Consider the following 19,543-nt stretch of genomic DNA (forward strand, 5'->3'; position numbering starts at 1 on the left):
AGGGTCAGGATCGGGTGATTAACCGTCGATACCTTTGCTGCGCAGGTAATCTTCGTAATTACCGCTGAAGTCCACCACGCGTTCCGGCGTAATTTCAATTACGCGGGTCGCCAGCGAGCTGACAAACTCACGGTCGTGGGAGACGAAGATCAGGGTGCCCTGATACATCTCCAGCGCCATGTTCAGCGATTCGATGGATTCCATATCCAGGTGGTTGGTCGGTTCGTCCATCACCAGAATGTTCGGTTTCTGCATCATCAGCTTGCCGAACAGCATGCGGCCCTTCTCACCACCGGAGAGTACCTTCGCCGGCTTTTTGATGTCGTCCTGGCTGAACAGCAGACGGCCCAGGAAGCTGCGCACCACCTGCTCGTCGTCGCCTTCTGATTTCCACTGGCTCATCCATTCAAAAACGGTCAGGTCGTTTTCAAACTCATACTCGTGATCCTGCGCGTAATAGCCAATCGAGGCGTTTTCGGACCACTTCACGGTGCCGTTATCCGGCTGCAGCTCACCTACCAGGGTCTTCAGCATGGTGGATTTACCCACGCCGTTAGCGCCGATAATCGCGATCTTCTCGCCCACTTCCAGCAGCAGGTTAAAGTTTTTGAACAGCGGACCTTCGTCAAAGCCTTTGGTGAGGGCTTGCACTTCCAGCGCGTTACGGAACAGTTTCTTATCCTGCTCGAAACGGATGAACGGGTTCTGACGGCTGGAAGCTTTGACCTCTTCCAGCTTGATCTTGTCAATCTGACGGGCGCGGGAGGTGGCCTGACGCGATTTGGACGCGTTGGCGCTAAAGCGGCTGACGAAGGATTGCAGGTCGGCAATCTGCGCCTTTTTCTTGGCGTTATCGGCCAGCAGACGTTCACGCGCCTGGGTGGCGGCGGTCATGTATTCGTCGTAGTTGCCCGGGTAAACGCGCAGCTCGCCGTAGTCCAGATCGGCCATATGGGTGCAGACCATGTTCAGGAAGTGACGGTCGTGCGAGATGATGATCATGGTGCTGTTACGCTCGTTCAGCGTCTGCTCCAGCCAGCGAATGGTGTCGATGTCGAGGTTGTTCGTCGGTTCGTCGAGCAGCAGGATGTCCGGGTTAGAGAACAGCGCCTGCGCCAGCAGAACACGGAGTTTCCAGCCGGGTGCGACTTCGCTCATGGGGCCGTAATGCTGTTCTACCGGAATACCCACGCCCAGCAGCAGTTCGCCCGCACGCGCTTCTGCGGAGTAGCCGTCCATCTCGCCGTACTGCGTCTCCAGATCGGCCACTTTGTAGCCGTCCTCTTCGCTCATTTCGGCGAGGCCGTAGATGCGATCGCGCTCCTGCTTCACTTCCCACAGCTCAACGTGGCCCATGATCACGGTGTCAAGCACGGTGAACGCTTCAAAGGCGAACTGATCCTGACGCAGCTTGCCGATGCGCTCGTTCGGATCGAGAGAAACGTTGCCCAGGGTCGGCTCTAAATCGCCGCCGAGGATCTTCATGAAGGTGGATTTTCCGCTACCGTTGGCACCAATCAGGCCGTAACGGTTGCCGCCGCCAAACTTGACGGAAATGTTTTCAAACAGCGGCTTACTGCCAAACTGCATAGTGACGTTGCTGGTAACTAACACGGGAGATTCCTGCGAGAAGTGTGATAAACCCGGCATTATGCCACAATTCCGAAATGAGATCCCGTGTAACAACGTAGCGCTAAACTTTAACAGGATTGAAAAAAGTGTGATTTAGTACACATCCGAATTCCATGCGGGGGGGAATGCACATATAATGCGCTCCCTAAACCGTTCTGACTTTTAAACAACCTGCCAACGTGGCACAGATACCTCGCACAACATGAATATGAAATTAACTTCGCTTTTTGCGGCGGCGTTTGCCGTAGTAGGGTTTTGCAAGACCGCTTCTGCTGTCACCTATCCACTGCCAACCGACGGTAGCCGTCTGGTGGGTCAGAACCAGGTTGTGACCATCGAAGAAGGCAACAGCCAGCCGCTGGAATATTTCGCAGCAGAGTACCAGCTTGGCCTGTCCAACATGCTGGAAGCTAACCCGGGTGTCGATCCTTACCTGCCGAAAGGCGGTACCGTGCTGAACATCCCTCAGCAGCTGATCCTGCCGGACACCGTGCATGAAGGTATCGTCATTAACAGCGCCGAAATGCGTCTGTACTACTACCCGAAAGGCACTAACACCGTGATCGTGTTGCCAATCGGTATTGGCCAGCTGGGTAAAGATACTCCGATGAACTGGACCACCAAAGTTGAGCGCAAGAAAGCCGGCCCAACCTGGACCCCAACCGCGAAAATGCACGCCGAATACATCGCTGCAGGCGAGCCGCTGCCAGCCGTTGTGCCTGCGGGCCCGGATAACCCGATGGGTCTGTACGCGCTCTATATTGGCCGTCTGTATGCCATTCACGGCACCAATGCTAACTTCGGTATCGGCCTGCGCGTGAGCCACGGCTGTGTGCGTCTGCGTAACGACGACATCAAATTCCTGTTCGAAAATGTGCCGGTTGGCACCCGCGTGCAGTTCATCAACGAGCCTGTAAAAGCGACCACCGAGCCAGATGGCAGCCGTTATCTCGAAGTGCATAACCCGCTCTCCACCAGCGAAGAGCAGATCGACAATAACGTGACTGTGCCGATTACGCTGACCAGCAACGTGAAGGCGGTGACCGGTGAGCAGGATGTGGATGCGACTATTGTGGATCAGGCGATTCAGAATCGTTCGGGGATGCCGGTTCGGTTGAACTGATGGTAATAGGAACAATTCTGCTGAAACAGTGGAATTGTTCCGTTCACTAAGTCATCTCTGCATTATGTTCACCCTGCTGCGGTGAACGCGTTAAGGGGGCTATCGCCGCCCCCTTAACAATCCCGGCTCCCGGCAAAGAAAATCGCCGCTTCGCGGTCCCCTCAGCTTATTCCTTCCGGCTTTCGGGTCGGGCGTGATCCTACATCCTTGTAGGTCACGCCCTCTCGGCGCATCCCTGCGCCTCGCCCCGGCCTACAGGAAACGCTTCGGCGATTTTCAGCCGGACTCTCGCCCCCTCCACCTTTCCAGCTGTTTGAAAAAATCTTAAAAGAGTCTTTTAACAATTTCTGCATGTGGCACGGGTGTTGAGTCCCGCTGAAATCGGCGAACCGGAGACCGGATGACAAGGGCTGGACGCCAGGGATGGCGGCCAGAGGCGAATCGAGACAGACAAAATTGCTGGGAGCAATTTTGAACAACGCTTGCGTTGGCCCCGAAGGGGCGAGTCCCAGGGACGGGACGAGTAATCACGAGTTGAGCAGACCGCAGGCAGCAGGTCGGGAGGTGAGCGCAGTGCGAAGCACCGATTTCTTGCGGGGCCGCGGGGATTGAAAAGGGGGCCGCGGTGGCCCCCTTTTCCCGTTCACGTGTGCTGGAACGTCATATTCTATCCGTCATAAAGTGAACGGAACTCACCTCTGAATGGCGAATATGCAATTTCTTTCCAAAGCGCTAAATCATCCCCTCGGCGCATCCCCAAACACAGCATAATCCGGCAATTGCACCTGCTGGTACGGCTCCCATCCCCCGCCCAGCGCTTTATAGAGCGCCACCAGATCCAACGCACTTTGTACCCGGGCCTGATCCCGCTGCTGCTGCGCCTGGGCCAGCTGGCGCTGGGCATCCAGCACGTCGATAAAGGTCGCTATCCCCTGACGATAGCTGCTGCTCGCCAGATCGAAGGCGTTTTGCAGCGCATCAATGGTTTTGCTTAATCCCGCTTCCCGCTTCTGATCGGTGCGGTAGCTGACCAGCGCGTTCTCCACATCTCCCAGCGCGGTAAGTACCGTCTGGCGGTACTCCAGCACCGCGGCGCCCTGCTGCGCGCGGGCTACCTTCACGCTGGAGACCAGCCGCCCGCCCTGGAAGATGGGGATCGAAACCTGCGGCCCTACGCTGTAAAAGTGGCTGCTCCAGTCGGTGAGCCAGCTGGCTTCGCTGTTGCGCAGACCAAACTGCCCGCTGAGCGAAACGCTGGGGAACAGTTGCGCCACCGAGACGCCGATCTGCGCGGTAGCCGCATGCAGATTAGCCTCGGCTTCACGCACGTCCGGCCGCCGCCGTGCCAGGGTGGAGGGAATACCGGTGGGGACAATCTCCGGCAGCGCGGGCAGCGGTTTGCTGGCCTGTAGCTCACCGTCCAGCGCGCCCGGCGGTTTGCCAAGCAGGATCGCCAGGCCGTTCATCGCCTGCCGCGCCTGGGCTTCATATTGCGGAAGCTGGGCCTCCAGATTGCCGAGCTGGGCGCGGGCGTTCTCCACGTCCATCTGCGGTGACAGGCCGCCGCGCTGGCGGCTGTCGGTCAGCTCCAGCGTCTGCCGGGCGCTCTCAATCTGCGTATTAAGGGTAGCGATACTGCTCTGGGCACCGCGCAGCTGGAGCCAGGCGCGGGCGACTTCGGCCTCCAGTGATACCAGCGCGTCGTTACGCTGCTCGATGGCCGCCTGCTGCCGGGCATTAGCGGCTTCCACCTGACGACGCACCTTGCCCCACAGATCCAGCTCCCACTGGGCATCAAAGCTGCCCTGGTAAAGGTTAATCGGCTGGGTCAACGGCCCCAGCGCCCCGCGCAGTTCGGGATCAACCTCATCAAGCTGATCGTATACCCCGTGGGATTTCAGCTCTCCCTCCAGCCCCAGCTGCTGCCGGGTAGCCTGCAAATTGCCATTCACCGCCGGGAAGAAGGCCCCGCCCGCCTGGTTGATCTGCTCCCTTGCCCCGGCGATGCGCAGCACGGTTTGCTGCAGCGACAGGTTGCCGGCGATAGCACGCTCGATCAGGCTGTCCAGCTGCGGGTCGCCGAAGGTTTTCCACCAGCGCGGGTTGAGGGCGCTTGACGCGGTTTGCGATTTTACGTCCCGATCGCCCGGATCGTTCCAGTGGCTCGGGGTTTGCGGCGCGGGCTGCTGGTAGTCGGGCCCCACGGCGCAGCCTGCCAGCAACAGCATTAACATCAGGGGACTTAATCGTTGAATCATCAGTGTGCTCCTGCACTCCCCTCGCTCTTAACCGGCGAGAGCAACAAACAAAACGGGATCAGTAAGAAGGCCACCGCGCTCAGAATGGTGAAGACGTCCACGTAGGCCAGGAAACGCGACTGTTCGATCATCGCCTGGTACATGCGACCAGTGGCAATGCCGGTAGGATCGCCCACCTGGGTGGTGAAGTTCTGGATCGCCTGCGCCATCTCGCGCAGCGTCTGCTGGAACGGCTCATCAAACGCTGAGGTATGCGTGGCCAGATGGGCGCTGTGGGCCTGCGAGCGCTCGGTAATGGCCGCCGTCGAGAGCGAAATGCCCACCGACCCCGCCACGTTGCGGAACATGGTAAACAGCGCCGCGGCGTCGGCGTTCAGCCGTCTTGGGATCGAGATGAAGGCAATGGTGGTCAGGGGCACAAACAGGAAACCCAGCCCGATGGACTGGGCGCTGCGAAACAGCACCAGGGTCTCGAAGTCGATATCCGGCGTGAGCGTGCGCGACCAGAAGAACGACACCGCCAGACAGGTAAAGCCGAAGGCAATAATCAGGCGGGTCTGCACAATCGGCATCAGCTTCAGCACCAGCGGGATGGTCAGCACGATCAGGATCGCGCCGGGCGAAAGGACCAGCCCCGACCAGGTGGCGGTATAGCCCAGATCCTGCTGCGCCAGCTGGGGGATCACCACCGAACTGCCGTAAAGGATCATTGCCATACCGGCCATCAGCAGGCTGGAGACGGCAAAGTTTTTATCCTTCATGCAGTGCAGATCCACCACCGGTTTTCTGGCGTACAGCAGCCAGTAGATGGCGCCAATAATGCCGATCAGGGTCAACACCGCAAAGGTGCGGATAAAGTTCGAATAGAACCAGTCGTCATCTTCCCCGCGATCGAGCATCACCTGCAGGCAGCCGAGACCCAGAGCAATAAGCCCGATGCCGGTCCAGTCGATGGAAAGCTTCTCTTTTGATTTACTCTCCCACGGCGGATCTTCCAGCAGCTGGTAGATAGCGAGCACGGTCACCACCCCCACCGGAATGTTAATAAAGAACACCCAGCGCCAGGAGTAGTTATCGGTGATCCAGCCGCCGAGCGTCGGCCCCAGCACCGGGGCGACGATAATGGCGATGGATGACAGGCCAAAGGCCTTGCCCCGATCTTCCGGCTTAAAGTAGTCGAGCAGCACCGACTGCTGGGTAGGCTGTAGCCCGCCGCCGAAGAAGCCCTGCAGGATGCGAAACAGGATGATCTGCCAAAGCTCGGTGGCGATCCCGCACAGAAATGAGCAGACGGTGAACATCACAATGCAGATCAGAAAGAACTGCTTGCGGCCAAACAGCCGGCTCAGAAACGCCGAGATGGGCAGTACGATGCCGTTCGCCACCAGGTAGCTGGTGAGTACCCAGGTGGATTCGTCGTAGCTGGCGGAGAGCGACCCCGCCACATGGGGCAGCGCCACATTCACGATGGTGGTGTCGAGGATCTCCATAAATACCGCGAGGGTGACGACGATCGCCACCGCCCACGGGTTGCTGGCGGGACGCCAGTTTTCATGGCTGTGCTCGCTCATTCCAGGGTTACCTTCGGTTCAACCGACAGACCCAGCGGCAGCGGCTTGTCAGGATCCAGCCCTTTATCAATAACAATTTTCACCGGCACGCGCTGGACAATCTTCACGAAGTTGCCGGTGGCATTCTCCGACGGGAAGGCGGCAAAGCGCGAGCCACTCCCCTGCTGGATGGAGTCAATATGCCCTTCCAGCTCCAGATCCGGCCAGGCGTCCACGCTTAGCGTTACTTTATTGCCGGGGCGCATCCGCTCCAGCTGCGACTCTTTAAAGTTGGCGACGACCCAGATATCGGTCGAGACCAGCGACATGAGCGCCGTTCCCGCCTGCACCAGAGTGCCGGTCTGCACGTTGCGTTTGGTGATGTAGCCGTCAAAGGGGGCCCGCACCTCGGTGTAAGAGAGGTTCAGCTCGGCGGTCTCCAGCTGAGCGCGCTCCTGCTCCACCTGACGCTCACGGGCTTCGACGTTGGTCTCCTGCTGGCGAATTTGCAGCTGCACCTGCGAGGCGACTTCAAGCTGCGCTTTGGCGCTGGCAAGCTGGGCCTGAGCGCTGCGCAGCTGGGCGTTAGCCGCGTCGATGCTCTGTTGCGTGGTGGCGCGGGGATCGACGCCGCGCTGGCGGCGATACTCCGCCTGGGCATTAGCGAGATCCGCCTGGGCTTTGATCACCTGAGCGTTGGCTTCATCGCGCTGGGCGGGATACTGCACCTTCGAGAGGGCCAGCTGCGCCTGGGCCTGATGCAGCTGGGCCTCGGCCAGGCCAAGCTGGGCTTTTGCCTGGTCTCGCTGGGCGAGAGTGTCCCGGGGGTCGATGGTGACCAGCAGATCGCCCTTTTTCACCCGCTGGTTATCCCGCACCCTCAGGTCGGTGACATAGCCTGCGGTTTTCGGGGCGATGGTGACGGCATCGCCTTCGGTGAAGGCGTCGTCGGTGGTCTCCTCGTTGCGGGTCATAAACCACCAGACCAGCGCCACAATGACCATCACGATCACCACCGCACCCAGAATAATCAGCGGCTTTTTGCCGGGGCGTTTACGTTCGGTCTCTTTATTATCGCTATTTTCAGAGGGTTGGTTTTCTTCTGCCATAGAACAGCGTCCGTCCTGTTAGTGAGCGGCCTCACAATTATGCCGCTCACTAAAGTTAGGACGTTGCTATACATTTGCCAGGAAAAACTGACAAATTGGGCACTATATGAGAAGGAATAATCCGAAACCGACACACCCTGCCCAGATCAGCATCGGCAGCGACCACAGATGGAAGCGCCACCAGATGCGGCGGTCGTTGGCCATCCGCAGGGCGATAAGGTTGGCGAGGGAGCCCGGCAACAGGCCAAAGCCCCCCACGTTCACCGCCCACGCCAGCAGTGCCGTCGGCGGTACATAGTTGAGCAGCAGAATAGTGGACGGCACGTTGCTGATAAACTGCGACAGCCCGATGGCGGTAAGCCATAGTCCTGGCTGCGACAGATGGGTGACGTTCTGCAGCACGCCCTGTAGCGCCGGAACCTGAATCAGCAGGTGCACATCGATAAACATCGCCATAAACACCAGCAGCAGCGTCCAGTCGACGCTTATCAGCACCCGTCGGGCCAGCAGCAGGAAGCCCCCCGCCACCAGCAGCACGCCCCATAACTCCTGTTTCAGATCGAGAGCTACCAGAAACACCAGATAGAGCGCCAGACAGCTCCACGCCAGCCGCGGTTTCGCCTGCGCTAAGGGTCTACCGCTGTGATAGCGCAACGGCGTTGCCGGGAAAGCAAACCAGCACAGCAGCGCCAGGGTTAGCATCATCACCAGCGCCAGCGGCGCCATCTGCCAGGTAAAGGCGGCGAACGACAGCCCGGAGCGCCCCCACAGCAGGATATTTTGCGGGTTACCAATCGGCGTCAGCAGCGACCCGGCGTTAACTGCCAGCGCCTCAAAAACGATCAGCCGGTTGACCGGGATCTCGCACAGCTTGCGCAGCGTAAGGGTGAGCGGCACCACGATAAAGAGCGCGACGTCGTTGGTAAGAAAAGTTGAGAGCAGCGCCGCAGAGAAGACCATAAACAGCGCCAGGCGCCGCTCGGTGGCGAAGCGGCGCACCATCTTGCGCCCCAGAACGTCAAAAAAACCGCTCTGCTCGACCCCTTTGGTCAGCATCATCAGCCCGGCGAGGGTAGTGATGGTGTGCCAGTCGATGGCGGCTGGCCAGCGCTCAGGTGCGAAGGGAACCAGAAAACTGAGTCCCACCCCGACCACCAGCAACAGATGAAAGAAACGATCGCGGGCCAGCGCCCGCAGGCCGGGAAGGATCATTCTGCGGCGGATCCGTATTTCAGCGTGAAGGCCTGGAACTGCTGCAACGTCTCTTCGCTGACGTGATGTTCCATTCCCTCTGCATCACGGCGGGCAATCTCGGGGCTGACGCCCAGTACCAGCAGGAAATTTTCAACAATCTGATGGCGCTCGCGGCTCGCCTGGGCCAGCTTTTCCCCTTCCGGAGTAAGAAACACGCCGCGCCAGGGGATCATTTCGATCAGGCCTACCGTTGCCAGGCGCTTGAGCATTTTTGCCACCGTCGGCTGAGAGACGCCAAGCCGCGCGGCCATATCCACCTGACGGGCCTCCCCCACTTCGCGGATCAGATCCGAGATCAGCTCGACATAATCATCAATCAGCTCGCGGCGATGCGCCTCGCGAACCTGGCGAAATCCTTCGACATGCTCTTCGACATTGACCAGTTGCGTCATTTTTTTTGTTGTTGGTTTACCTGCACGGCGGTTCATTGTGCTTCCTCAATCCGGTGACACATCAAGCGTATCAATGCATAAGCGGGCATTGTAAACCATAGCTACACAAGCACAAAAAATTAACGACATAGCCATAGCCATATAACATAGCCTGTGCTATATCTGTATGTAATGCAGTCACCCTTCACGGATCGAAGGGATCAACCCGCAGGAGGTCATCATGAACGAATTCAAGAGGTGTATGCGCGTGTTTAGCCACTCTCCCTTTAAGGTACGCTTAATGCTGCTCAATATGATTTGCGAGATCGTCAGCGGCAAGCCAGAGCAGAACAAACCTTCCCACTAAGCGGCGTCGCGGTACGCCGCTTCATTTTTTTGTCATTTATCCCCGCTATACTTCCTGACGGAAGGCTATTCCCCGATTTTTTTTGCGGAAATGTAATCCTCTTCGCAAAACACCTACTTTATATCTGTTGACGTTATACCTCACTGGCTCTATCTTCTTGCAGCCCTGCACTTTTTGCGGCTCGCAGATGCGGACCTCAATCCCCCTTCTACGCATTCTCAGGCAGGTTTTGACCCTTGGCGCCAGGGTGAGCACATGGCGTTTTCGCGATAGTGACCTATGAATTTAACCCTGAAAGAGACGCTCATTACCCGCAGCCGGGCCTTAAGCCCGTGGACGGGATTCTATTTTTTACAGTCGCTGCTGATTAACTTTGCCCTCGGCTATCCGTTCAGCCTGCTGTATGCCGTGGCCTTCACCTGTATCCTGCATCTGCTGTGGCTCGGCGCACCGCGCCTGCAAAAAGGCCTGGTCGGGATCTGCTCCCTGGTGGCGGCGATGTACTTTCCCTTTGGTCAGGCCTACGGCGCGCCAAACTTTAATACCCTGCTGGCGATGCACTCCACCAACATGGAAGAGTCCACGGAGATCCTCACCATCTTCCCGTGGTACAGCTATATCGTCGCCCTGTTTATCTTTGCCCTCGGCGTCATCGCCGTGCGTCGTAAGCCGCAGCCCAAAAACGCGTGGAACAAAGTCGACAGTCTGTGCCTGGTCTTCAGCGTGGTGGCCTTTTTTGTCGCGCCGGTGCAGAACCTGGCCTGGGGCGGCGTCTTTAAGCTGAAAGATACCGGCTATCCGGTGTTTCGCTTCGTCAAAGACGTGGTGGTCAACAACCAGGAGGTTGTTGAAGAACAGGCGCGGATGGCCCAACTGTCGCAGATGAAGGACACCTGGAACGTGCTGGCGGTGAAGCCGAAGTATCACATCTATATGGTGGTAATCGGCGAAAGCGCCCGCCGTGACGCGCTCGGGGCATTTGGTGGACACTGGAATAACACCCCGTTTGCCAGCAAGGTCAACGGCACCCTGTTCACCGACTACATTGCCGCCAGCGGCTCAACGCAGAAATCCCTCGGGCTGACCCTTAACCGGGTGGTGGATAACAAACCGCAGTTCCAGGATAACTTCGTTACTCTGGCCAACCGCGCGGGCTTCCAGAGCTGGTGGTTCTCAAACCAGGGGCAGATTGGCGAATACGATACGGCCATCGCCAGCATTGCCAAACGCGCGGACGAAGTGCAGTTCCTGAAAAGCGGTGATTTTGAGGCGGATAAGAACACCCGGGATGAGGCACTGCTGAAGATGACCGAGCAGGTCTTCAGCAGCCATCGCACCCAACCACAGCTGATCGTTCTGCACCTGATGGGCTCGCACCCGCAGGCCTGCGATCGCACCCAGGGGAAATATGCCGAGTTCGTTCAGTCGAAAGAGACCTCATGCTATCTCTACACCATGACCCAGACCGACGACCTGCTCAGCAAGCTCTATACCCAGCTGCAAAACACGGGTGAGAGTTTCTCGATGGTCTATTTCTCCGACCACGGGCTGGCATTCAAAGAGCGCGGAAAAGAGGTGCAGTACCTGGCGCACGACGACGCTTTCCAGCAGAACTTCCAGGTGCCGTTTATGGTGCTCTCGAGCGATGACAAAGCCCATCGGGTTATCAAAGCGCGCCGTTCCGCGAATGATTTCTTAAGCTTCTTCTCGCAGTGGACGGGGATTCGTGCCAAAGAGATTGCGAATAAGTACCGCTTCCTGTCGAACGACAAGGCGCCGCCGGTGTATGTGACCAACTTTAAATTACAGAAAGTGGATTACAACCATCTGGGGACGGATCTGTTTGAGACGAGGAGTCGGTAGGTTTGTGCGGTCTGATGCCCTCACCCTGACCCTCTCCCACAGGGAAAGGGAATGATCGAGCGTACAGCAATGGCAGAGTACAATATTGCCTCAGTAATTACAGCGATGGCCTGGTCCGGCTGAAAATCGCCGAAGCGTTGACCGTAGGCCGGGGCGAGGCGCAGGGACGCGCCGAGAGGGCGTGACCTACATGGATGTAGGATCACGCCCGACCCGATAGCCGGAGGGCATAAGCTGAGGGTACCGCGAAGCGGCGATTTTCTTGCCGGGAGCCGGGATTGTTAAGGGGCGGCGATAGCCCCCTTAACACGTTCACTGGTGACGCTCCTGAAAGAGAAGCACTGAACATCAAGTGAACGGAACATCCCTCTGAGCCGCATGTTCCCCTCACCCCAACCCTCTCCCCAAAGGGGCGAGGGAGAAAAACAAAAAAACCCGCCGAAGCGGGTTTTTTTACTGGCTCACCGAAGTGATTAGAAGCGGTAACCTACGCCCGCAATCCAGGTGCCAACGTCAACGTTACGGATGCGGCTCTGCTCATAGGAGAAGTCCAGCGCAACGTTTTCAACCGGGTTGAACTGCATACCTGCGCCATAGGAGAAGCCGTAGTCGCTGTTGCTTGCAGTGCGGTTGAAGCCCTGGTTTTCAGTCTGCTGGAATTTACCGTAGCCAACACCCACAACGCCGTAGATGCTCGCCCAGTCGTTCAGACGGTAAGCCGGGCCAGCGGTGATGCCGTAGTACTGACCTTTGTTATACGCGCCGCCTTCAGAACGGTCTTTCTCGGTGTAGGTGAAGGAACCGATAACACCCAGTGGGTTGTTATCCTGCTCGTAGCGATATTTCAGGTTGAAACCGTTGGTTTTATTCATCACGCCCTGCATATCGCTCTGAGCGTAACCGCCAGTAACGGTAGACGTATCCGCCATAGCGGAACCTGCGGAAACAGCCAGAACGGCCGCCAGTGCTGAAAGACATGCAATTTTTTTCATAACCACCTCAAATGTGCTTCAAGTAAATCCGTAAGTTTTAAATATATCAAAGAAACTTGTGAAACTCTTTGTGCTTCGTGATGTCTAACGCGGGTTTTCGTGTAACTAAACATTTCCACCAGCAGCTATCTTGTTCAAAAAACACCAGATTTGTGTTTCAAAACGCTAATAGTGCGCGCCAGTCACAATACATTCATCCAGACAATTCCTAATCTGTTACATTAATCAGTCTGTCGTATGACGCCATTTTACGGATTTGTGACGACTTTTTTTCAACAAAGTCTCAACCGCCCGGCGTTATTTCATTTACACTCCCCCTCTTTACTTCCTTTGACACAAATTGACAGGAGAAAGGATGCCTGGATTGTCTCGCAGGGCGCCGGTCTGGTTACCCGTAATCGTCATTCTGATTGCCATGCTCTCCATTCAGAGCGGGGCCTCTTTGGCAAAATCGCTCTTCCCGCTGGTGGGCGCCCCTGGCGTAACGGCGCTGCGTATTGCGCTTGGCACCCTGATACTGGTGGTGATTTTCAAGCCCTGGAGACTGCGCTTCAAAAAAGAGCAGCGTCTGCCCCTGCTCTTTTACGGGCTGTCGCTGGGGGCGATGAACTACCTGTTTTACCTGTCGATACAGACGGTGCCGCTGGGGATTGCGGTGGCGCTGGAGTTCACCGGCCCGCTGGCGGTAGCCCTGTTCTCCTCCCGACGTCCGGTAGACTTTATCTGGGTGGTGCTGGCGGTACTCGGGCTGTGGTTTCTCCTGCCGCTGGGCCAGGACGTCTCGCACGTTGATCTGGCCGGCGCGGCGCTGGCGCTGGGGGCGGGTGCCTGCTGGGCTATCTATATTCTGACCGGACAGCGTGCCGGAGAGGAGCACGGCCCGGCCACCGTCGCCCTCGGCTCGCTGATAGCCGCCATTGTTTTCGTGCCGCTGGGGATGGCCCAGGCCACCGACTCTATCTGGCAATGGTCGATCCTGCCGGTGGGGCTGGCGGTAGCGGTGCTTTCCACCGCTCTCCCCTACTCGCTGGAGATGATTGCCCTGACGCGTCTGCCGACGCGTATTTTCGGCACCCTCATGAGCATGGAGCCGGCGCTGGCGGCGATGTCCGGAATGGTGTTCCTGGGCGAGTCGCTCACCTTTACCCAGACGCTGGCACTCTGCTCCATCATTGCCGCCTCGATGGGTTCAACCCTCACCCTGCGCCGGGAGAGTAAAGTCGAAGAGATAGATATCCGCTAGCAGGCGTTATTTTTGCCGGGGAACGGCTTCCCGGCAAAATATTCCCATTCGCATTAACGTCATTATTTTGAAATATCACCAGATTCACTTTCAATCGCATCAAAAAATAAGATTAATTTACCCGCCAATATAATTTTTATATAAATATCAAATTATTATGTATCACAACCACTCTGTCACTATTAAAACGATAGGCAATACCCGATCGCGCTCTCTATAGCCAGTGCTATACTTGATTCCGAAATAACTTTGGACGCCAACATCAAGAGGAAATGAGATTATGCCTACCGCTAAACTGGTAAAAACAAAAGCACCTAATCTGCTGTATACCCGTAACGATGTGTCAGACAGCGATAAGAAAGCGACGATTGAGCTGCTGAATCGCCAGGTGATCCAGTTCATTGACCTGTCTCTTATTACTAAACAGGCCCACTGGAATATGCGCGGTGCCAACTTTATTGCTGTGCATGAGATGCTGGATGGCTTCCGCACCGCACTGACCACTCACCTGGATACCATGGCCGAACGTGCCGTACAGCTGGGCGGCGTGGCGCTGGGTACCACTCAGGTTATCAACAGCAAAACTCCGCTGAAAAGCTACCCGCTGGATATCCACAGCGTTCAGGACCACCTGAAAGAGCTGGCGGATCGTTATGCTGTAGTGGCAAACGATGTGCGTAAAGCGATCGGCGAAGCGAAAGATGAAGATACCGCCGATATCCTCACCGCGGCTTCCCGCGACCTGGATCAGTTCCTGTGGTTCATCGAATCTAACATCGAGTAATCCATAGCGTTTTGCTATTACACCCTCGCCTTCGGCGGGGGTTTTGCACTTTCATGGTGCAGTAATTTCCCCTCTCTCGCGGCAATCGTAAAGCATTTGTAATAATCACCTCACACAATCGTTAACGAAAGATTGTTTTCTCGTCAATATTTGCGCTAAATAGCATAACCGTTAGTGATGGCGTTTTACCGCACCAAAATAGCGCCTCGTTGTGGTGCAACTGACGCCTGTTGCGCCCTTTTTTGTGCAATGAAATGCGGGCTGACCTTGCAAAAACAACACGTTGTAAAGTTGGCACGATTTTTTCATAGAGCCGTTCGTTCTCGCAGGGGATCGCCCCGTGGATATAAAAGGAAATGCTATGAAGTCTGTATTAAAAGTTTCACTGGCTGCACTTACCCTGGCTTTTGCGGTCTCTTCTCAGGCTGCTGATAAGAAACTGATTGTTGCCACCGACACCGCCTTCGTACCGTTCGAATTTAAACAGGGCGACCAGTATGTTGGTTTTGACGTGGATCTGTGGGCAGCTATCGCGAAAGAACTGAAGCTGGATTACACCCTGAAGCCAATGGACTTCAGCGGTATCGTTCCGGCACTGCAGACCAAAAACGTTGACCTGGCGCTGGCCGGTATCACCATCACTGACGCACGTAAAAAAGCCATCGACTTCTCTGACGGCTACTACAAAAGCGGTCTGCTGGTGATGGTGAAAGCGGACAACAACGACGTGAAAAGCGCGAAAGATCTCGATGGCAAAGTGCTCGCAGTGAAGAGCGGTACCGGTTCTGTTGATTACGCGAAAGCTAACATCAAAACCAAAGACCTGCGCCAGTTCCCGAACATCGATAACGCCTACATGGAACTGGGCACCAACCGTGCTGACGCCGTGCTGCACGACACGCCAAACATCCTGTACTTCATCAAAACCGCAGGCAACGGCAAGTTCAAAGCGGTAGGTGAATCCCTGGAAGCCCAGGAATACGGTATTGCGTTCCCGAAAGGCAGCGACGAACTGCGCACCAAAGTTAACGGCGCACTGAAGACCCTGCGTGAGAACGGCACCTATAACGAAATCTATAAAAAATGGTTCGGTACTGAACCTAAATAATTCAGCCTGACACAGGCTCTGTAACGCCCGGAGGCGCTTGCGCTTACCGGGCCTACACTTTTAGTCATTACCACTATGGCTGACTGTTTGTTTTCACCACGGTATACAGGAACTCATCATGCAGTTTGACTGGAGCGCCATCTGGCCCGCCATTCCTCTTTTGCTTGAAGGCGCCAAAATGACCCTGTGGATTTCGGTCCTCGGTCTGGTTGGCGGGTTGATTATCGGCCTCGTCGCCGGTTTTGCCCGCACCTACGGCGGCTGGATAGCCAACCACATCGCACTGGTCTTCATCGAAGTTATCCGCGGCACACCGATTGTCGTGCAGGTAATGTTTATCTACTTCGCCCTGCCGATGGCCTTTACCGACCTGCGCATCGACCCGTTCAGCGCGGCGGTGGTCACCATCATGATCAACTCCGGCGCCTATATCGCCGAGATCACCCGCGGTGCGGTCCTGTCGATCCATAAAGGCTTCAGCGAGGCCGGCCTGGCGCTGGGACTCTCCCGTCGCGAAACCATCCGCCACGTGATCCTGCCCCTGGCGCTGCGTCGTATGCTGCCGCCGCTGGGTAACCAGTGGATCATCAGTATTAAAGATACCTCCCTGTTCATCGTTATCGGCGTGGCTGAACTGACCCGTCAGGGCCAGGAGATCATTGCCGGTAACTTCCGTGCGCTGGAGATCTGGAGCGCCGTGGCCGTGGTTTACCTGATTATTACGCTGGCGCTGAGCTTCGTGCTGCGTCGTCTGGAAAAAAGGATGAAAATCCTGTGATTGAATTTAAAAACGTCTCCAAGCACTTCGGTCAGACCCAGGTGCTGCACAATATTGATTTGACTATCCAGACCGGGGAAGTGGTGGTCATTATCGGACCATCCGGTTCCGGTAAATCGACCCTGCTTCGCTGCATCAACAAGCTGGAAGAGATCACCAGCGGCGATCTGATTGTTGATGGTCTGAAGGTGAACGACCCAAAAGTGGACGAACGCCTGATCCGTCAGGAAGCGGGCATGGTATTCCAGCAGTTTTATCTCTTCCCGCACCTGACGGCGCTGGAAAACGTGATGTTTGGCCCTCTGCGCGTGCGCGGTGCCAACAAAGCGGCAGCCGAGCGGCTTGCAAAAGAGCTGCTGGCGAAAGTCGGTCTGGCGGAGCGGGGGCATCACTACCCGTCCGAGCTCTCCGGCGGTCAGCAGCAGCGCGTGGCCATCGCCCGTGCGCTGGCGGTTAAACCGAAAATGATGCTGTTCGATGAGCCGACCTCGGCACTCGACCCGGAACTGCGCCACGAGGTGCTGAAGGTCATGCAGGATCTGGCTGAAGAAGGGATGACGATGGTGATCGTGACCCACGAAATCGGCTTTGCCGAGAAAGTGGCCTCACGCCTGATCTTCATCGACAAAGGCCGCATTGCCGAAGATGGCAATCCGCAGTCACTGATTGAAAACCCACCAAGCCAGCGTTTGCAGGAGTTCTTGCAGCACGTTTCGTAATTTAACGCCGGGCGGCGCTGACGCTTGCCCGGCCTGCGCTACCTCCGGAATTCTCCCAAAACTCCCCCACCTCCACGCGCCTTCTATACTTATCATTTTGCTCAATATTGTCACCGGAGGACACCGTGCCGTGGATCCTGCTGCTTCTGATTAGCCTGTTTTGCCTGCCTGCACAGGCCGTCAGCCTGCCGGGCGTTCCTGCCGCTACCGCCAGTGACCAGACAGCACCGCCCCCTGAGCCAGATGTTGAGCAGAAAAAAGCGGCCTATTCGGCGCTGGCCGATGTGCTGGAAAATGACGCCTCGCGCCAGGAGCTTATCAGCCAGCTGCGCAGCGTTGCCGCCACGCCGCCTGAAGCGCCGGTGCCCAAAATCACCCCGCCGGAGATTGCCGACGAGAAAACGGTGCTGGAGAACGTCACCGACATCAGCCGTCATTATGGTGATGCGCTCTCCTCCCGTTTCGCCCAGCTGTACCGCAACCTGATCGGCTCCCCGCATAAGCCCTTTAACCCGCAAACCTTCACCACCGCCGCACGGCAGTTTCTGATCCTGGCCGGATTAGTCTTTGCCTTTTACTGGCTGGTGAGGCTGTGCGCCTGGCCGTTATACCGCAGGATGGGCAGCTGGGGGCGCAAAAAGAACCGTGAAACCAGCAGCTGGATCCACCTGCCGATGACCATCGCCGGCGCCTTTATTATCGATCTGCTGCTGCTGGCGCTGACCCTGTTTATCGGCCAGATGCTGAGCGAATCTCTCAACACCGGCAACCCCACCATTGCCTTCCAGCAGGCGCTGTTCCTTAATGCCTTCGCGCTGATTGAGTTCTTTAAAGCGATCCTGCGCCTGATATTTTGCCCGCGGGTGCCCGATCTGCGTCCCTTCGCCATCGACGACCACGCCGCGCATTACTGGTCGTTACGGCTGAGTATTCTGAGCGGCATCATCGGCTATGGCCTGCTGGTGGCGGTGCCGATTATCTCCAACCAGGTCAACGTGCAGATTGGCGCCCTGGCAAACGTCCTGATCATGCTCTGTATTACCGTCTGGGCGCTGTACCTGATCTTTCACAACAAACGCGCCATTACCGAGGGGCTGCTCCATCTTGCCGACCGTTCGCTGGCCTTCTTCAGCCTGTTTATTCGCGCCTTCGCTCTGGTCTGGCACTGGCTGGCGAGCGCTTACTTCATCGTGCTCTGCTTCTTCTCGCTGTTCGATCCTGGAAACAGCCTGAAATTTATGATGGGAGCGACGTTCCGCAGCCTGGCGATCGTCGGCGTTGCCGCCTTCGTTTCCGGGCTGCTGTCACGCTGGCTTGCCAAAACCATTACCCTGTCGCCGCACGTGCAGCGCAGCTATCCGGAGCTGCAAAAGCGGCTTAACGGCTGGATAGGCGTGTCGCTGAAGGTGGCGCGGTTCCTGACGGTCTGCGTTGCCATCATGCTTCTGCTCAGCGCCTGGGGGTTGTTCGACTTCTGGAACTGGCTGCACAACGGCGCCGGTGAAAAGACGGTGGATATTCTGATCCGCATCGCGCTGATCCTGTTCTTCTCCGCCATCGGCTGGACAATACTGGCGAGCCTGATCGAAAACCGCCTGTCGTCGGATATTCATGGCCGCCCGCTGCCCAGCGCCCGCGCCCGAACCTTGTTGACGCTGTTTCGCAACGCGCTGGCGGTGGTCATCAGCACCATTACCATCATGATTGTGCTCTCCGAAATTGGCGTCAATATCGCCCCGCTGCTGGCGGGTGCCGGGGCCCTGGGACTGGCGATCTCTTTTGGCTCCCAGACGCTGGTGAAGGACATCATCACCGGGATCTTTATTCAGTTTGAAAACGGGATGAACACCGGGGATCTGGTGACCATCGGGCCGCTCACCGGCACGGTGGAGCGGATGTCGATTCGTTCGGTAGGGGTGCGGCAGGATACCGGGGCGTACCACATTATTCCGTGGTCGTCGATCACCACCTTCGCCAACTTTGTGCGCGGCATCGGGTCGGTGGTGGCGAACTACGATGTGGACAGGCATGAAGACGCCGGGAAAGCCAAAGACGCGCTGAAAGCGGCGGTGGACGAGCTACTGGAGAGTGAGGACATTCGCGGGCTGATAATCGGCGAGCCGTCATTTGCTGGCATAGTCGGTCTCACCAGCACCGCCTTTACCCTGCGCGTGTCCTTTACCACCCAGCCGCTGAAGCAGTGGACGGTGCGTTTCGCCCTCGACAGCATGGTGAAAAAGCACTTCGATCTGGCGAACGTGCGGATGCCGGTGCAGATGTATCAGCTGTTGCCGCCGCCAGGATCGGCCCCCCCGCCACAAGAACCCACCCTGTAGATCTCGCCAGGAACTGCACCTGAATCTCCCCTGTGGGGAGAGGGTTAGGGTGAGGG

Annotated in this window: 16 protein-coding genes; 9 read left to right on the forward strand and 7 right to left on the reverse strand. The window is 57.1% G+C overall.

Going from position 1 to position 19,543, the window contains the following annotated elements:
• Positions 1-18: 18 nt before the first annotated feature.
• A complete protein-coding gene (locus tag MXM41_RS09785) occupies positions 19-1,614 on the reverse strand; it encodes an ABC-F family ATPase (protein ID WP_325931599.1) in 1,596 nt (531 codons plus the stop codon).
• A gap of 220 nt (positions 1,615-1,834) precedes the next feature.
• Here MXM41_RS09785 and ldtB point away from each other — a divergent pair, with 220 nt between their 5' ends.
• Positions 1,835-2,755, forward strand: a complete 921-nt coding sequence (gene ldtB / locus MXM41_RS09790; protein WP_325931600.1) for a L,D-transpeptidase — start codon at positions 1,835-1,837, stop codon at positions 2,753-2,755.
• Positions 2,756-3,492: 737 nt separating this feature from the next.
• Here ldtB and MXM41_RS09795 read toward each other — a convergent pair.
• The 5 genes from MXM41_RS09795 to mntR form a co-directional block, all read right to left on the reverse strand.
• A complete protein-coding gene (locus MXM41_RS09795) occupies positions 3,493-5,013 on the reverse strand; it encodes an efflux transporter outer membrane subunit (protein WP_418936776.1) in 1,521 nt (506 codons plus the stop codon).
• Positions 5,013-6,584 (reverse strand): DHA2 family efflux MFS transporter permease subunit, encoded by a 1,572-nt coding sequence (locus MXM41_RS09800; RefSeq protein ID WP_325931602.1) that lies wholly within the window; start codon positions 6,582-6,584, stop codon positions 5,013-5,015. Before MXM41_RS09800 ends, MXM41_RS09795 begins: the two co-directional genes overlap by 1 nt.
• Positions 6,581-7,672 (reverse strand): HlyD family secretion protein, encoded by a 1,092-nt coding sequence (locus MXM41_RS09805; protein ID WP_325931604.1) that lies wholly within the window; start codon positions 7,670-7,672, stop codon positions 6,581-6,583. Before MXM41_RS09805 ends, MXM41_RS09800 begins: the two co-directional genes overlap by 4 nt.
• Positions 7,673-7,774: 102 nt before the next feature.
• Positions 7,775-8,884 carry an anion transporter gene (locus MXM41_RS09810; protein ID WP_325931606.1) on the reverse strand — a complete coding sequence of 370 codons (1,110 nt, stop codon included), beginning with the start codon at positions 8,882-8,884 and terminating at the stop codon, positions 7,775-7,777.
• On the reverse strand, positions 8,881-9,354 hold the full coding sequence (mntR, locus tag MXM41_RS09815; RefSeq protein ID WP_325931607.1) for a manganese-binding transcriptional regulator MntR: 474 nt from the start codon (positions 9,352-9,354) through the stop codon (positions 8,881-8,883). The genes MXM41_RS09810 and mntR overlap by 4 nt, the downstream gene beginning before the upstream one ends.
• Before the next feature lie 184 nt (positions 9,355-9,538).
• On the opposite strand from mntR, the gene mntS reads away from it, so the two are divergent.
• Both mntS and MXM41_RS09825 read left to right on the forward strand, forming a co-directional pair.
• Complete coding sequence (gene mntS / locus MXM41_RS09820; protein WP_325931610.1) at positions 9,539-9,664, forward strand: manganase accumulation protein MntS; 126 nt, start codon at positions 9,539-9,541, stop codon at positions 9,662-9,664.
• A 279-nt stretch (positions 9,665-9,943) separates the two neighbouring features.
• Positions 9,944-11,527: a phosphoethanolamine transferase gene (locus tag MXM41_RS09825; protein ID WP_325931611.1), complete on the forward strand. Its 1,584-nt coding sequence runs from the start codon at positions 9,944-9,946 to the stop codon at positions 11,525-11,527.
• A gap of 473 nt (positions 11,528-12,000) precedes the next feature.
• Here MXM41_RS09825 and ompX read toward each other — a convergent pair whose 3' ends face one another.
• Positions 12,001-12,519, reverse strand: a complete 519-nt coding sequence (gene ompX, locus MXM41_RS09830; RefSeq protein WP_325931612.1) for an outer membrane protein OmpX — start codon at positions 12,517-12,519, stop codon at positions 12,001-12,003.
• 355 nt (positions 12,520-12,874) lie between these two features.
• Here ompX and rhtA point away from each other — a divergent pair, with 355 nt between their 5' ends.
• The 6 genes from rhtA to ybiO all read left to right on the forward strand — a co-directional run bounded on the left by rhtA (position 12,875) and on the right by ybiO (position 19,487).
• Entirely contained in the window at positions 12,875-13,762 is an 888-nt protein-coding gene (gene rhtA / locus MXM41_RS09835; protein ID WP_325931613.1) for a threonine/homoserine exporter RhtA, read from the forward strand.
• A gap of 280 nt (positions 13,763-14,042) precedes the next feature.
• The gene (dps, locus tag MXM41_RS09840) at positions 14,043-14,546 is read left to right on the forward strand and encodes a DNA starvation/stationary phase protection protein Dps (protein ID WP_250588620.1); all 504 of its coding nucleotides are present in this window, start codon (positions 14,043-14,045) and stop codon (positions 14,544-14,546) included.
• Between the two features lie 361 nt (positions 14,547-14,907).
• Positions 14,908-15,654: a glutamine ABC transporter substrate-binding protein GlnH gene (glnH, locus tag MXM41_RS09845; RefSeq protein ID WP_325931616.1), complete on the forward strand. Its 747-nt coding sequence runs from the start codon at positions 14,908-14,910 to the stop codon at positions 15,652-15,654.
• 118 nt (positions 15,655-15,772) lie between these two features.
• Positions 15,773-16,432, forward strand: coding sequence for a glutamine ABC transporter permease GlnP (gene glnP / locus MXM41_RS09850; RefSeq protein WP_325931617.1), 660 nt, complete (start codon positions 15,773-15,775; stop codon positions 16,430-16,432).
• Positions 16,429-17,151 carry a glutamine ABC transporter ATP-binding protein GlnQ gene (gene glnQ / locus MXM41_RS09855; protein ID WP_325931618.1) on the forward strand — a complete coding sequence of 241 codons (723 nt, stop codon included), beginning with the start codon at positions 16,429-16,431 and terminating at the stop codon, positions 17,149-17,151. The genes glnP and glnQ overlap by 4 nt, the downstream gene beginning before the upstream one ends.
• A gap of 125 nt (positions 17,152-17,276) precedes the next feature.
• Positions 17,277-19,487: a mechanosensitive channel protein gene (gene ybiO, locus MXM41_RS09860; RefSeq protein WP_325931619.1), complete on the forward strand. Its 2,211-nt coding sequence runs from the start codon at positions 17,277-17,279 to the stop codon at positions 19,485-19,487.
• Positions 19,488-19,543 lie beyond the last annotated feature (56 nt).

This window comes from Leclercia adecarboxylata, assembly GCF_035787115.1.
GTDB classification, from domain to species: Bacteria; Pseudomonadota; Gammaproteobacteria; order Enterobacterales; family Enterobacteriaceae; genus Enterobacter; species Enterobacter adecarboxylatus_E.